The following is a 14,538-nucleotide window of genomic DNA, read 5'->3' as shown; positions in this document are numbered from 1 at the left end:
TATCTTTTCCATATCTTACTAATGATGATAAAGAGAAAATAATAAACTTTTTTGATATTAGTAATTTTGAACCTTTTGCACTTCAAGTTTGGATAGAAGAAACAATAAGTCCAGACGAGATTATAGAAAACGGCTATTCAGATATAGCAAGATATAATATAAGCAAATATGGATTATCTAAATATGCAGGCAGAACAAATACAATTACAGAAACAATAGAAAAAAGAACTGCTGTCAAATCAACAACTATTGTAAAAGATAATACTATATCAAAAGCTAAATATTATATGAAATCTGGACTCTATGTATGTACTAATGAAAAAATAGATTTTAAGAAATGAAAGAATGATTTATATCAGTATTCTACAGAATTAACATTTAGGGAAATAAAATAAAAAATTGTGAGCGTATAGCAAGTTTACTTGACATACATATTATAGCGAACAATTTTTTATGAATAATAAGGATTAAATAATATGTTTGAACTCGTTTATGAACCTTCCTGCATACCTCTTAGCATTGAAGATGCATATAAAAGACAGAATGAATTATTAAAACATACAAGGTTTCTGCATACTGCATTCGAGGGTATAAAAATAGATTTCTCCAATAAAAGCAGTATGCCGTTTATACGAAAAGGTTCTATATGTATGTTTTGCTATTCAATATATGAAACTAAAAAGCATATAGTATTACACGAAAGTGCAGACAATACAAATAATGACAGCAATAAATACATTCTATTAAAATTAATTAATAACGGCAGAAACCTAGATGCCAAAATAGTAAGCAGTTTAGACTGCTATTATAATGAAGAGCTGGGAGGTTTTTATTTAATCAATAATGAGGAAATAAGCAAATATATTCCATTAGTAATAACCGCCTTCGGCGATGGATATTATGAAATAGATTATTTTGATATGTATAATAATGAAGTTTATTAAACTATAAATAAAAAAATAAAAGTGAGTATGAGGCTAGCTAAATACTTTAGTATTTAGCTTATAATAAGCCGAATACGAACATAAAAATAATAAAGGTGTATTAATGTTTAAGTTAATTAAAGAACCAGAAGAAAATCCAAGCAATTTACTAGACAGCTATAGACAGCAGAATATTATTATGCAGAAAATGCGTATGCTTCACACGGCCTTCGATGGCATAAAATTAAATCATTGGAATGATACAGACAGAGAACTTCCAAATATTTTAGCAGGCAGCATTTGCGAGTTTGAAGGCAGATTATTTGAAACAAATGAGAATATAAAACTCAATGATAATATTAGCAGCGGCGGTGTAATTAAGCAAGATTTAAGATTTATAAAACTTGTTATAGTAAGAGATTCTAATAATAAAGACAATGATTATTTAAGAGCTGAAATATCAGGCGGATATAGTGAATTAGTCAGTGATGGATTTCCAAGTTATGATTATGAAAACAGAGGCTTTTATGTAAAAGATGAGAATAATATAATAAAAGAGAAATATCTAAGATTATCAATGAAATATGATGCCAATCTAGGCGGCTATGTAGATAAAAAATATTGGAATATTAATGATATAGAAAGAAAAGGACAAACATTAAAAAGAAAAACTGTTAGCTTTAAAGCAGGTACACATGAGTTTACTTTTCCAAGTGATGTTAATAGTATTACAGTTCATATATGTTCAGGCGGTGCTGGCGGATATTATGGTTTATTAGATACGGTTGGAACAAAACCAACAGCAGGCGGTAACTCCCAAATATTAATAAATGATAAAGCAATAACAACATGCGGAGGCGGACAAATAGGTGTAAGAACAGGTATTATAACATTTAATGGCGGAAAAGGCGGAACTCCAAGCGGACAAGGGAAATTAATAAACGGTAATAATGCAACTACTACAAGATATAATCAAAAAAATCCAAATACAGGAGCTATATTTAGTAATAATACTACTTTGGCAAGCGGTGGAAATGGCGGCAATGGTTCCATAAATGGATATGGTTCAGCAGGCGGAGGAAGCGGAAGTGCTGCTATAGTAGATGTAACAAGAGCTATGCTTGGTACGGCAAGTAAAATAAAAATAATAGTTGGTGCTGGAGGAAATGGAGGTACTAATAGTAACAGCAATGGTGTTGTTACTAATGGAGAAAAAGGACAAGACGGCTCAGCAGTTATAGAGTATATGCAGAAATAAGTTATATAGGAGTAAGTGAGCCGACCGAGTAGGTACCCTTACGGGTAAGCACATCTATAATTTATTATAGATGTAATTATAGCGTAGGCGAACAGAGCAATAGTAATGAAGAGTTTTGCTAATATTATAGAACTTGATATTTCTAGTCCTGATACTAGATTAATATTCGCACCTTTTGGAGGTGTATGGATTGCAAGTATTAATGAAATATATTCATTATACAAAGATTCTTATTTTGCCAAAGGCATGTCTTTGACAGATGAATTATTTAGTATAAAAGAAAATGAATTATATAATTTATTTAATATTGGTTCTATAAGCATTGATAATGACAGAGGATATATAGAAGTTTTTTCTTTAGAAGCTCTTTATAAACAGAATAAATCTTATTATCAATATAAAAAAGATAATATTAATTATATAGCTGTTCATTTTAATAACTTTGAAACTCCTTACAGCAAGAAGAATATTATTATAAATATAAAAAGATTATTCTCTACACGTGAATGGGACGCCTGTCCACCTTCGGTGCCTGACAATAATAACAGATTAGTTACTGAATTAAATAATATCTACATAGAGCCTAGAGTTGAGGAGATAGATACAGCGGATATAGAAGGGGATTCGCTTGCATTTGATACTATTCAAACAAATGAAATGTCTGTTACATTAAGAAATGATGACGGACTTTTTGATGATTTTAGCAACTTGTACGGTAATAGATTTTTAGTCAGACAGGTATTTGACTATCAAGCGGACAGCCGAATGCCTGCCGATTTTAATAAATCGGCAGGAGCTTATAATGAGGCTGGGAGCTTAGCAAAAATAAGTAATTTTGAAGATTCAAAAATAATATTTTCTGGTTTTATTCAAAAACCTGAGTACGCTTTTTTAGAAACTGTAACAATAACAGCTTCAGATATAAGAGCTTCTTTTTCCGCTGAACTTCCTAAAAATGTTTTCAGTGAAAAAGAATACCCATATTTAAAGAACTTCCCTGAGAATGTGCAAAGCGGAGAAGATATTATTGACACCTGCAGAACTTTAGCAGCAGGACACGGCATTATAGTAAAATTAAAGCCTATAAAATATTATACTCCTTCTATTTTAAATCAGGACTTGATTCCTGAAGTAGTTTTTGAAATATGCGACACTTCAAGACATGCTATAGAAAATATTGTTAATAGAAATGACAGACTTGATGAAAATAAATTGAAGCCGCATATATATTTTATAGAAACACCAGAGAGCGAAAATGAAATAATAGAACGTGAAGGAACTGTAATAAGTGGAGAATTAGAAATATTTATTCCTGAGTTTAAAGATTATCAAGACGGAAACGGAGAGCAAAGAGTATGGACATTAGATAAAGAAAAAGGACAGTTAATTTTCAAAGGACATAAACAAATACATTCTATAACAGATACTAATGATAATTTATATGAGTTATATGCAGAAATAGATATCCCTCCTTATAAATCTTTAACTTTAATGCGTGAGATTTTAGAAGATTATGAGAATATAGCATATATTAAAGAAAATTATAACATAGAAAATTGGCAGATTGAAGAAGAACGTTCAAGAGAAATAGCTGTTTTGCTTGATAATGATAATAAAAAAACTACACTTGATTTAATAGGAGAACTTTCATTTTTAGAACAAGGAAGATTAGAGATATATGACAATAAAATAGATTTTCGCCGAAGGCGGGCGGTCGCCAGTACAAGATTTCGCAGTAATGAAGCTAAATATAAAATAAAACAATACTGTATGGGAAGAGTTGATAAAACAGTAGAAAGTGATGAATATTTATCAAGCTGCAGTATTAAATATGATTTATTAAAGTCCACATACAAAAATACTGACTTTGAAGAGGAAGCAAAAAAAAGGCATAGAATAAATGCTCATGAAGAGTTTGAAACTTTATTAAAAAGAAAAGAAGATGCTGTGAGTTTATCTAATGAAATAATGAGAAGCAGATATTTATTAAAAGAATATTATACATTTGAATATTATGAAACTTTAGATTTTCTAAAGTTATTTGATATAGTAGAGTTTGAATATAAAAGAGAAAACGGCACTTACTATATAAAGCCTTGCAAGTGTGAAATACTCAAACTCAATATATTTGATAATGTAATTAAGCTAAGACAATTATAATTTTTAGGGGGCAGATTATGAAAATTACTTGTGATAAATGTAAGCATAGAAAAGAATGCAAAAAATTATGCAATGATATGGAAAAGGTTCTTGCTAACAGTCTAAAAAATAATGAATGCTATGCTGATAATACATTTCTTAATAAAAGCACTAGTTATAATGATGCTTATTCTAACATTTTATATACTTTCGGCTGTTCTGATGATGAAGAAAAGAAAATAAGAAAAGTGATTGTAGCAATATTATCTAAAGAACAAAAGCAGATTTTAAATTTATATGCTAAAGGTTTTACACAAGAACAAATAGCTTCAGTATTAGGTACTACTCAGGCTAATATATCTCACAAATTAAAAATAATTAAAAATGATATAAAAAAAGGAGTAATCGGCATTATAGAAAAAATCATAGATTTATAAATATTTATATTTTAGTTGTTATATATATAAACTATATCTATGAGGACTGCATAATGAATAATAAATTAAATAAAAAAGAAATATCATTAATAGAAAAATATATTAAGCTAAAAAATGATGAGAAAAAGAATAGAGAAAATATTGAGGCTATGAAAGATGATGTTCTTAAAATATTAAAAGAGAATGAAGGAAAAATAGTGCATAACGGATATAACATTTCAATGCATGAGAATACATCGTATCAATACAGCGAAGCTGTAGTGAATATAGAAACAGAAATTAAAGTATTAAAGCAAAGAGAAGTAACTCTTCAAATAGCTAAAGAAAAAAGCAAGAGCGAATATGTAAAAGTATATGAATTGAAAGGAGCTGAACATGATAATAAATAAAGATATTCTCGATAAATTAAATATTAATTCTAAATGGTTAGAACCTTTAAATAATGCTTTTCAAAAATACAATATTACGGATAAAAAAGAAGCTGCTATGTTTTTAGCACAAACTACGCATGAAAGTAATGATTATAAAAGGCTTGAAGAGAGCTTCAGATATACTCCTCAAAGACTTTTTGATGTTTTCAAAAAAAGAGTTGGTAGTTTAGATAATGCTAAACAATTGTGTATTAAAGGAGCTGAGGCTATAGGCAATTTTGTTTACGGAGGACGCAAAGACTTGGGTAATGGCCAAGATGAAGGCTATAAATATAGAGGAAGAGGAATAATACAGCTTACTGGAAAAAATAATTATAGAAATTACGGTAAAAAAATAAATGCTGATTTAGTTAATAATCCAGATTTGGCAAAAGAGCCTAATAATGCTGTAGAGATTGCTTTATTATTTTGGCAGGAAAAAGGCTGCGGTTTGCTTGCACGTCAAGGCGATGTTAAAGGAGTTACAAAACTTATTAACGGCGGATACAACGGACTTGATGATAGGCAGAAAAGATTTGAAAGAATACTAAAAATATTAGAGGGTTCAAATGGCTGATATATTGACTGCTTTATCTATAATAGGTATTTGTACAACAATACTTATTATAGGGAAATGGGTTAAAGAACTTATTATGCATAATAAACAAGCTAACTTAAAAGCAAATCTTAAAGATGGTACTATAGAGTTTGGAAATGATAAAACTAATATAGAAAAACCTATAGAAAATCAAAATAAAATAGTATCTAATGCTTTTGAAGCTCCAAAAGAACTGGATGTGTTGGAATCTAAAAGCAACACTGAAATATTAGATTATTACAACAGCAATAATTTTAAATATGATGATAAAATTACTTCGCTTACAGTTTATAAAGAATACAGCAGTATAATAAGTCAAAGCACATTAAAAGTGCAAAGTCAAATCATAAGCTACATAGCACATAATCATATACTTAATAAAAACAAGTCCGAGTTTGAAAAATATGTAAAAGAAAAAAGAATAGAAATTATAGGTATATATAATACATCTTTATCTAAAAGCGATATTATAAGCATAAAAAAATTAGGGTTAGAAAATATTTGCAACTTCTATTATATGATTATTTTAGATAAACTCAAAGATATTTATAAATCAATTTATAATAATCATAAAATACAATATGACAAACGCAATGAATTTGTAAAAAATCTTAAAAATATACCCGCTAAAGACAGATTAAAAAGCTATGATGTATTTATCAATAATAACTTTACTGAAACAACTATTAAAGACAGTGAAATAGTTTTAGAAAATCTTGAATATTTGCAGAAGTTTCTTCTAGGCATATTTCACGACAATTTAAAATATAATGGAGTTAGATAAATGAGTTTTATAGACAAACATAATGCAAATAAAAAAGTAAGCATATATACAAGCATAATCAGCTTTGTTTTAGGATGGGTTGTTGTATTTTATTTAATAGTAATAAAAGGATTAACTCCTCATCAGGATTGGGGAATTGCATTGCTTATTATAGTTTTAGGTTTAAGCAGTGTCAGTATGGGAAGCGATTTAAGAGGTTTTTTAAAGATATTAAAAAACAATAATCATAATGATGATGATAAAAAAAATAATAATAAAGAATAAAAGGAGTAAGAATGATTACATCGACAATGTTTTTTAGTTTTTTGAAAACTAAATTAGGCAAGCGAATAATAGCTGCTGTTATTATTGCTTTAGTAGTTTTTGTATGCTTTTCAGTTATAGTATATAAAAATAATACTATAAGGCAAAAGGAAAAAGAGATCGCACAGTATCAGGAGAATATTAAAGGTTTAGAGCTTCAAACTCAAACGCTTCAAAATGAGATACTGTTTATTAAAGAAAATGAAAAGTTCCAAAATAGTTTTAGTAATTCTAGTGTTATGATAGATAATTTATTTAAAACGAAAATCCGACCTGATGATGACTTGTCATCATCAGCATATAGGGAGGATTTGAGTATAATGACAAAGGAGGAACATGAAACATTTAATAGTATATCCAATGATTTTTATAAGTATTTTAATAGTATTTTTTATAACAAACGCTTCAAAAACTCGCAAGAATTACAGACAGTTCCTGCAGAAACTGTCTGTGCTCGTTTTTTCCGCTTTAATATTAACTTCATGCAGTACAAAAATAAAATATGTCAAAGTACCGCTTTCTACACCGCCAGAAATATTTATAATCAAATCCGTAACAAATCGGCAGGATTTAATGAAGAGGTATCAGGAAAGTATTATAAAAATAGGAGAATGGCAATTATGGTATAACATACAGACAGGAACAAATTATTACTTATATAAAAAATAAAATAATATGTATACAGCTGCTTTTACATACGTGTAAAAACATCTATGTTTTATAGAAACGACAGCCGAGCAGCTGTTAAATAAATTTAACAGCTGATTATTGCGAGGCTGGAGTGATAACAATAATAGGAGTTTTATTATGCTTGAAAAACCTACAGAATATCAAGAAGTATCTGCAAAGCAGAATGAAGAAACTGTATATGCTGAAGATATTAATCAAATAATAACAAATGTAGAAAAATTAAAAGGCGGTCAGGCTAATGAGACTCCTGTTTCTAATATAAAAGATTTACATTCTAGTATAAATGAGTTAAAAGAAAGAATTGATGGTTTACAACTTCCATCATCCGCTGATAAAATATCTTTTAATAATGACAATGCTAATTTAGATTTTTTTTCACAATATGATTTTCCTAGATTTAAGAATGAACTTAAAGAAAGATATGAAATAAAATTAATAAGCGATAAAGATATTAATAATGTTTCTCATATAGATGAAGTGCAGGATGTTTATACTCTTATATTAGAAAAGAATACTGATAAATATATATTAAAAGGAAATCTAAAATATATTAATGATGGTAATGGATTTGATTTTAGTTATTTAGTTAAGCAAATAGATGATATAAAAGATTTTGGAGCTATACTTAGTGAATTACTTCAGTTTATAAATATAGAAACTAATGCTAAAGAAAATGAGATAATTATTGAAGGAATACAAGATTTAAAATATTCTTTTAATACAGCTTTTGGAATACCTATTTTTCATATAAAAAAACAAGACGATTCAAGATTTGAAAACAAAGAATATAGTATAAATATTAATATAGAAATACCAATAACAAATATAAAGAATAATCAAGAGTATATTCCATTTATATTAGGACATATATCTCTTTCATTTCTTAATATTCAAAATGTAGATGGTAAAGCAGTAATAAAAGGAGAACTTATACAAGAAACAACATCAGCATATTTTATATTGTTTTCACATTTTGCTTTAGAAAATTATTTTGATATAAAAACTGATCAAAATGACAGCCATTATATAGAAGCTGGAAGTATGATAACTTCTAATAAAAATAAACCTATTAAATACTATATAAAAAAAGAAACTGCTGATATGTCTTCATTATCTCCTATATATGCAAATCTATATTGCACTTTATATGGTTTAGAAATAAAGCATACAGACGGCAGCAATATAGAAAATGGAGAAATACTAACATTTAATCTAACAGCTCCTAAAAATGCTGATGTTCAAAAAATAGAAAAAGAGAAGAATATTCAAAATGCTATAGAAATATTAAATAAAAAAATCATAAGTTCTTCATCAAATGCAGTATTATTAAATAAAATTAAAAAAATATCTGAAATAAATATAAACATTAGCGAACAGGAAATGATTTTAGCTGTTTATGAACTATTTACTTATTTGCCTATTCAAAAGATAAACAACAATACTTTATCTTTTGTTACATTTCCAAAAGATTTAGCAAGTTTTATTTATTTACCTAAAATACAAGTAAATGCTCTATATAATGGAATAGCAGCAATACCATTTTTTAATAAAAATTTATCTAGTGACAGAAGCTATATAATTGATAATTTATTTTTTGGTATATCTAATATAGGCAATGGTCGTTTTGTAAATCTATGCGGAACTACAGATATAGATATATCTCAAAAAGATTTTGGCGATGTATCTGCATCATGTTATATAAAGTTTATATATCAAGACGGATTTGATAATGTAGAAGTTAATAATTCTTTAACAGTGTACTAAAAATTATAAGGAGTCAATATGTTTAAATTAATATTAATTTTTTTAATAGGTGCTATGGTATTATTTACTTTTATAGCAATAGTAAAATACTATAATAAGTTTATGAATGAGATCGAAGGAACTTTTACTATGAGGTTAAAAGCTCTCATTAAAGAGAAAACATCAGTATATTATTTTATTAAATTAACTTACGGCTGTGTGATGTTTTTTATAGCTATTATTTCATAAATCAAAGTTTGAAATTGCTAATCCAATATTACTTCAATCTACCGATTTTCTCCTAACAATAAAATGTTTTATGGGCGGAGCTTAAAAAGTTCCGCTCTGTTTTTTATTAAATTATTTTTTATCAAAAATATTTAATCTTAATTGATTTAATACGATAATATTACCGCTCAGAAAAATATTAAAAACAGTTTCAAAAAAACTTTTTATTTGCAAGCCTGTCTGTTAAGGCAGGCTTATCAAAATAAAATGATAAAGGAGCTGTTTTTATGAAAACACTAGAATATCTCAAATTATATGACAATAATAATTCTAATTTAATTATTCAATATCTTGAATATATAAAACTCTATAAATCAAAAGCAACTATACAAACTTATGCTCATTCTTTAAAAAACTTCTATGATTTTTTATATTTTTATTACTATAACGGACAGTCTAAATATATACAATTATACAATAGTGAGGTATTGTATAATAAAGTAGATAGAAAGTTTATTGAAGATTATATAGTTTATCAGGCTGACAAAAAATTAAGTGCTGATGTTATTCACTGCAGAATTATGGCTGTTAAAAATTATTTTAAGTATTTGCTTAAATTAAAAAAGATAAGCACGGAAACTTTTTTTGATATTTTTGATGAGCTTAAAACTCCGAAGATAATTGTAAAAAATCAGCTGTTAATTAAAGCAGATAAAACTTTATCTATTACAAAAGCTATAGCTGAAAATAAAAATAGAAGTTTTACAGATGATAGAAATATATTTATACTTTTGCTGATGTCTAATACAGGCATACGCCGTAAAGAGCTTGCCTGCATAGACATATCAAACATCAACCTTTCTAATAATACCATAACTATTTATAAAACGAAAGGGGATAAACCGAGAATTATTTCCTTTTCTAATTCTATTAAAAATAAATTAATTGAATACTTAAAATTAAGAAAAGAAATATTGAAACAGAAAAATAAACAACATAGCATGCTATTTATAAAATCGAATGGAGATATTTTTAAAACAAAAACTCTAACTGATATAATGGCAAGTATTTCTAAAAAGACAAATATAAAAGTTACCTGTCATTCATTAAGAAGAGGCTTTGCAACAGACATGGCAGAAAACGGAACTGACGTTTATGTTATATCAAAAATGCTTGGCCATCAAAATATTAATACAACCGTGTCAAGATATATTTATGTTCTGGCTGGAATGATAAAAGAAGCTATGGAAAATCATCCGTTTGCTAAGTTTGAATATAGTACGAAAAAAGACTTTTTTGATTCATATAAAAACATCAAAAATGATGAAGTTACTGCAATACTGAATATGTTTGAAGATTTAACTAACAAGATGAATGACATTATAAATCATTTGCCAAGAGAAAGTGATATTAAAAAGGCTTAAAAAATTGCATATATATAAGTTAATATAGCATTTTGCTATACGAGTTTAAAGATATATTAAAGACATGTTAAAGATTAACCTAATGATTATTTAAAGACTTTAAACTGACTAACTGACTTATGCAGATTTTATTTTTTGAATAATGGCTGAGAGAAAAAATATTTTAATGCTGTTGCGATAATATAATGCAAATCGATATTTGAAGTATTTATTACAATGCCTTTATTTGAAGCGTAAAGCCTTATTTTTAGGGACTTTTTTATCTAGGTATACATTTATATATACTTTACTAAAAATCACTGCTTACGGCAGTATTTTAAATTTTTAAAAAAAATGTTTTTTTGTTGACTTTAAAATTATTTTGTGTATATTAGTTAATGCTACATAAATTAAAAAATGCTATCAAAAAAGGCGTGAGAAACCTTTTAGCATTGAAGGATAAAACATGTATAATATAGTTGTATTATGCTCTGGTATGTTGTATACTTTGAGTAAGTTTAGTATTAGTTCTTTTAATTTAATAGTTAGAAATGCAGTACAAGTAATGATTATATTATACTCTCAATTTTATAATCCTTCTTGTAATTTATGTAGCAATAAAAACAAACACTTGTACTGCTTTCCATATATTTTTTTGATTCTAAAATTTGTTGAAATTTATTATTTCAAGTATTTTTTTATTAAAAAAATACTTGAAATGCAATATTATTTATTGATAAAAAATTATTTTTATTGTACTCTATCTGTATAATATTTTTTTGGAAATTATTTTGCTAAATAGAGATAATTTGTTGATTGTTACTAATAATGATAAAGTTATTAACAAGTATAAAGAATATTATGCTATAGACTATATAAGTACTGAAAGTATGTATGATGTTCTTGTAAAAGTTAGAGACTTTATACATGGTGGATATAATTTACTGACTCATCCTATGAGTGGAAGTTTAAAGTCGAATCAGACACCTTATAAATCTATTTTGATAAAAAAGGGTGTTAATATTAATTTTGCTGATTTGCAATTAATAGAAAGTGCTATAGATAATTATAATAAATTTATAAAAAATAGAAAACTTACTAATTGGCCGGAAAACATTAAAGAAGATTTTAAAACTGTTGATTTATCTTTAATAGAATCATGTTTTGAAAAAAATCTTCCATTAAACTAATTTAAATATATTTTAGGGGGCAACTATATGGATAATAAAAAGGTTTCTATTAATAATGTGGTAATGTTTGCTGGAACGTATATAGCATTCTTAATTGGCTCTGGTTTTGCTACAGGCCAAGAAGTACTTCAATATTTTACAGCTTATGGATTTCTTGGTGTTGTCGGTGCTTTACTGATGTTTGCTGTTTTTTTATATGTATGCTTAAGTTTTATATTAGTTGGGTATGATAACACATTTGCTAAACCAAATGATGTTTATATATATTATTGTGGAAAATATGTAGGTACATTTTTCGATTATTTTTCTACTTTATTTATATATATGTCTTATTTTGTTATGATTGCAGGAGCTGGTGCTACTATGAAACAGCAGTACGGTATATCCGAAGTTGTAGGTGCTATAATAATGGCTGTTCTATCTGGTGCTACAGTTGCTTTCGGATTAAAAAATATAGTTAAAGTATTAGGAAAAATTGGTCCGGTAGTTGTTATTATATCTATATTTTTGGGATTTTATGCTATTTTTACAAATATTTCTGGTCTTTCTGAAGGAAATAAGATAGTTGGCGAACTTCAAAAAACTAAGGCCTCTACAAATTGGTTTTTTTCTTCTCTTTCATATATAGGTTTCTGTATGCTTTGGCTAACAGCTTTTGTCGCCGCTTTAGGTAAACAAGCTAATAGTAAAAAAGAAGGTGTTTTAGGTATATTTTTTGGTGTTTTAGGATTTACTTTAGCAGTTATAATTGTTTCTTTGGGATTATTAGCAAATATAAAAGAGTTGGCAAATAGTCAAATTCCTTCTTTAATATTAGCGTCTAAGCTTCACCCTACATTTGCTACAATTTTTTCTATAATTGTTATAGCTGGTATATACACAACAGCCGTTCCTCTATTGTGGACAGCATCATCCAGAGTTGTTAGCGATGATACTAGCACTAAATTTAAAATTTCAACTGCTATTTTAGCAGCTGTTGGTTGTTTTATAGGCTTAAAAGTTCCATTTGACAAATTAGTTAATGTTGTTTATGTGTTAAATGGATATGTTGGATTTTTATTATTCTTTATAATGCTTATAAAAAGTATTATCAGAATTAAAAATAAAAAAAATTAAAAGGAGGATAGTTCATGAAGTTAGAACTAGGTAAAATTTTTATTAAAGACGTTCAATTTGCTGATAAAATGAAAGTCGAGAATGGGGTTCTTTATGTTTGTGCTAAAGATATAGAAGAACTTGTACTTCAGGATGATAGAATAATATCAGTTAAAGTTGAACTAGCTAGACCAGGTGAGTCTGTACGTATTGCTCCTGTAAAGGATGTTATTGAGCCTCGCGTAAAAGTAAGCGGCAGCGGCGGAATTTTTCCCGGCGTTATTAATAAGGTAAAAGAGGTTGGAAGCGGTAGAACTCATGCTTTGGTAGGTGCTTGTGTTGTAACATGCGGACGTATAGTTGGATTCCAAGAAGGTATTATTGATATGTCAGGAGAAGCAGCTAAATATACTCCATTCTCTGAAACAAATAATGTATGCGTAGTTATAGAACCTAAAGAAGGTTTGGAAACTCACAGCTATGAAGAAGCAGGAAGATTGGCTGGATTGAAAGTTGCTACTCTTATTGGCGAGATTGCAAAAGATTTAACTCCTGATGAGATTGTTACTTATGAAACTAAGCCGCTAGCTCAGCAAATAGCTCAGTATCCTGATTTGCCTAAAGTTGGATATGTACACATGCTTCAGTCTCAGGGCTTATTGCATGATACTTACTATTATGGCGTAGATGCTAAGCAAATTGTACCTACATTCATGTATCCTACAGAAATTATGGACGGTGCTATTGTAAGCGGAAACTGTGTTGCTCCTTGCGATAAAGTTACTACTTATCACCATTTCCATAACCCTGTAATTGAAGATTTATATAAAAGACATGGTAAAGATTTAAACTTCATAGGTGTTATATTAACTAATGAAAATGTATTCTTAGCTGATAAAGAAAGATCTTCTGATATGGTTGCTAAATTAGCAGAATTTTTATGTTTAGATGGAATCATTATAACAGAAGAAGGATATGGTAATCCTGATACTGACCTTATGATGAACTGTAAAAAAGTTGCTCAGAAAGGCATTAAAGTTGTACTTATCACAGATGAATTCCCTGGAAGAGATGGTAAATCTCAGTCTTTGGCTGATACTACACCTGAAGCTGATACATTAGTTTCCTGTGGTAATGGTAATGTTATAATTAATTTCCCTAAAATGGATAAAGTTATCGGTACTTTGGATTTCGTTGAAACTATGATAGGCGGATATGAAGGCAGTTTGAAACCAGATGGAACTATAGAAGCAGAATTACAAATTATAATTGCCTCTACTATTGCTAATGGTTTTAATAAACTTTCTGCCAGAGGTTATTAATTTTTATTAATAAAC

15 protein-coding genes and 1 pseudogene are annotated in these 14,538 nt (G+C 27.9%); all 16 read left to right on the top strand.

What is annotated here, in order from left to right:
- Nucleotides 1-341 (top strand): annotated as a pseudogene (locus T324_RS18200) (hypothetical protein); the annotation flags it as partial.
- Nucleotides 342-476: 135 nt separating this feature from the next.
- Nucleotides 477-944 (top strand): hypothetical protein, encoded by a 468-nt coding sequence (locus T324_RS0116205; RefSeq protein ID WP_028331210.1) that lies wholly within the window; start codon nucleotides 477-479, stop codon nucleotides 942-944.
- A 103-nt stretch (nucleotides 945-1,047) separates the two neighbouring features.
- A complete protein-coding gene (locus tag T324_RS0116200) occupies nucleotides 1,048-2,181 on the top strand; it encodes a hypothetical protein (RefSeq protein ID WP_028331209.1) in 1,134 nt (377 codons plus the stop codon).
- A 105-nt stretch (nucleotides 2,182-2,286) separates the two neighbouring features.
- On the top strand, nucleotides 2,287-4,341 hold the full coding sequence (locus tag T324_RS0116195) for a hypothetical protein (protein ID WP_028331208.1): 2,055 nt from the start codon (nucleotides 2,287-2,289) through the stop codon (nucleotides 4,339-4,341).
- 17 nt (nucleotides 4,342-4,358) lie between these two features.
- On the top strand, nucleotides 4,359-4,757 hold the full coding sequence (locus tag T324_RS0116190; protein ID WP_038375373.1) for a LuxR C-terminal-related transcriptional regulator: 399 nt from the start codon (nucleotides 4,359-4,361) through the stop codon (nucleotides 4,755-4,757).
- A 53-nt stretch (nucleotides 4,758-4,810) separates the two neighbouring features.
- Nucleotides 4,811-5,146 (top strand): hypothetical protein, encoded by a 336-nt coding sequence (locus tag T324_RS0116185; protein ID WP_028331206.1) that lies wholly within the window; start codon nucleotides 4,811-4,813, stop codon nucleotides 5,144-5,146.
- A complete protein-coding gene (locus tag T324_RS0116180) occupies nucleotides 5,136-5,744 on the top strand; it encodes a glycoside hydrolase family 19 protein (protein WP_028331205.1) in 609 nt (202 codons plus the stop codon). Before T324_RS0116185 ends, T324_RS0116180 begins: the two co-directional genes overlap by 11 nt.
- A complete protein-coding gene (locus tag T324_RS0116175; RefSeq protein ID WP_028331204.1) occupies nucleotides 5,737-6,549 on the top strand; it encodes a hypothetical protein in 813 nt (270 codons plus the stop codon). The genes T324_RS0116180 and T324_RS0116175 overlap by 8 nt, the downstream gene beginning before the upstream one ends.
- Nucleotides 6,550-6,813 carry a hypothetical protein gene (locus T324_RS0116170; RefSeq protein ID WP_028331203.1) on the top strand — a complete coding sequence of 88 codons (264 nt, stop codon included), beginning with the start codon at nucleotides 6,550-6,552 and terminating at the stop codon, nucleotides 6,811-6,813.
- Between the two features lie 11 nt (nucleotides 6,814-6,824).
- Nucleotides 6,825-7,481: a hypothetical protein gene (locus T324_RS0116165; protein ID WP_028331202.1), complete on the top strand. Its 657-nt coding sequence runs from the start codon at nucleotides 6,825-6,827 to the stop codon at nucleotides 7,479-7,481.
- Between the two features lie 178 nt (nucleotides 7,482-7,659).
- The gene (locus T324_RS0116160) at nucleotides 7,660-9,306 is read left to right on the top strand and encodes a hypothetical protein (protein ID WP_028331201.1); all 1,647 of its coding nucleotides are present in this window, start codon (nucleotides 7,660-7,662) and stop codon (nucleotides 9,304-9,306) included.
- An 18-nt stretch (nucleotides 9,307-9,324) separates the two neighbouring features.
- On the top strand, nucleotides 9,325-9,534 hold the full coding sequence (locus tag T324_RS0116155) for a hypothetical protein (RefSeq protein WP_028331200.1): 210 nt from the start codon (nucleotides 9,325-9,327) through the stop codon (nucleotides 9,532-9,534).
- Nucleotides 9,535-9,800: 266 nt separating this feature from the next.
- A complete protein-coding gene (locus T324_RS0116150) occupies nucleotides 9,801-10,937 on the top strand; it encodes a tyrosine-type recombinase/integrase (protein WP_028331199.1) in 1,137 nt (378 codons plus the stop codon).
- Between the two features lie 770 nt (nucleotides 10,938-11,707).
- On the top strand, nucleotides 11,708-12,106 hold the full coding sequence (locus tag T324_RS0116145; RefSeq protein ID WP_051436876.1) for a GrdX family protein: 399 nt from the start codon (nucleotides 11,708-11,710) through the stop codon (nucleotides 12,104-12,106).
- 27 nt (nucleotides 12,107-12,133) lie between these two features.
- Nucleotides 12,134-13,222: a YkvI family membrane protein gene (locus T324_RS0116140; RefSeq protein ID WP_028331197.1), complete on the top strand. Its 1,089-nt coding sequence runs from the start codon at nucleotides 12,134-12,136 to the stop codon at nucleotides 13,220-13,222.
- Nucleotides 13,223-13,236: 14 nt separating this feature from the next.
- Entirely contained in the window at nucleotides 13,237-14,523 is a 1,287-nt protein-coding gene (grdG, locus tag T324_RS0116135) for a sarcosine reductase complex component B subunit alpha (RefSeq protein ID WP_028331196.1), read from the top strand.
- The last annotated feature ends 15 nt before the right edge of the window (nucleotides 14,524-14,538 follow it).

The organism is Brachyspira alvinipulli ATCC 51933 (assembly GCF_000518245.1).
Lineage (GTDB): Bacteria > Spirochaetota > Brachyspiria > Brachyspirales > Brachyspiraceae > Brachyspira > Brachyspira alvinipulli.
The sequence above is the reverse complement of the archived record's forward strand: the minus strand, read 5'-3'. Positions and strand labels throughout refer to the sequence as shown.

Coding starts and splice junctions, on each gene's coding strand:
- T324_RS0116165 (WP_028331202.1), top strand. CDS start 6,825: ATGATTACATCGACAATGTTTTTTAGTTTTTTGAAAACTAAATTAGGC.
- T324_RS0116205 (WP_028331210.1), top strand. CDS start 477: ATGTTTGAACTCGTTTATGAACCTTCCTGCATACCTCTTAGCATTGAA.
- T324_RS0116195 (WP_028331208.1), top strand. CDS start 2,287: ATGAAGAGTTTTGCTAATATTATAGAACTTGATATTTCTAGTCCTGAT.
- T324_RS0116190 (WP_038375373.1), top strand. CDS start 4,359: ATGAAAATTACTTGTGATAAATGTAAGCATAGAAAAGAATGCAAAAAA.
- T324_RS0116140 (WP_028331197.1), top strand. CDS start 12,134: ATGGATAATAAAAAGGTTTCTATTAATAATGTGGTAATGTTTGCTGGA.
- T324_RS0116160 (WP_028331201.1), top strand. CDS start 7,660: ATGCTTGAAAAACCTACAGAATATCAAGAAGTATCTGCAAAGCAGAAT.
- T324_RS0116155 (WP_028331200.1), top strand. CDS start 9,325: ATGTTTAAATTAATATTAATTTTTTTAATAGGTGCTATGGTATTATTT.
- T324_RS0116185 (WP_028331206.1), top strand. CDS start 4,811: ATGAATAATAAATTAAATAAAAAAGAAATATCATTAATAGAAAAATAT.
- T324_RS0116170 (WP_028331203.1), top strand. CDS start 6,550: ATGAGTTTTATAGACAAACATAATGCAAATAAAAAAGTAAGCATATAT.
- T324_RS0116150 (WP_028331199.1), top strand. CDS start 9,801: ATGAAAACACTAGAATATCTCAAATTATATGACAATAATAATTCTAAT.
- T324_RS0116200 (WP_028331209.1), top strand. CDS start 1,048: ATGTTTAAGTTAATTAAAGAACCAGAAGAAAATCCAAGCAATTTACTA.
- grdG (WP_028331196.1), top strand. CDS start 13,237: ATGAAGTTAGAACTAGGTAAAATTTTTATTAAAGACGTTCAATTTGCT.
- T324_RS0116175 (WP_028331204.1), top strand. CDS start 5,737: ATGGCTGATATATTGACTGCTTTATCTATAATAGGTATTTGTACAACA.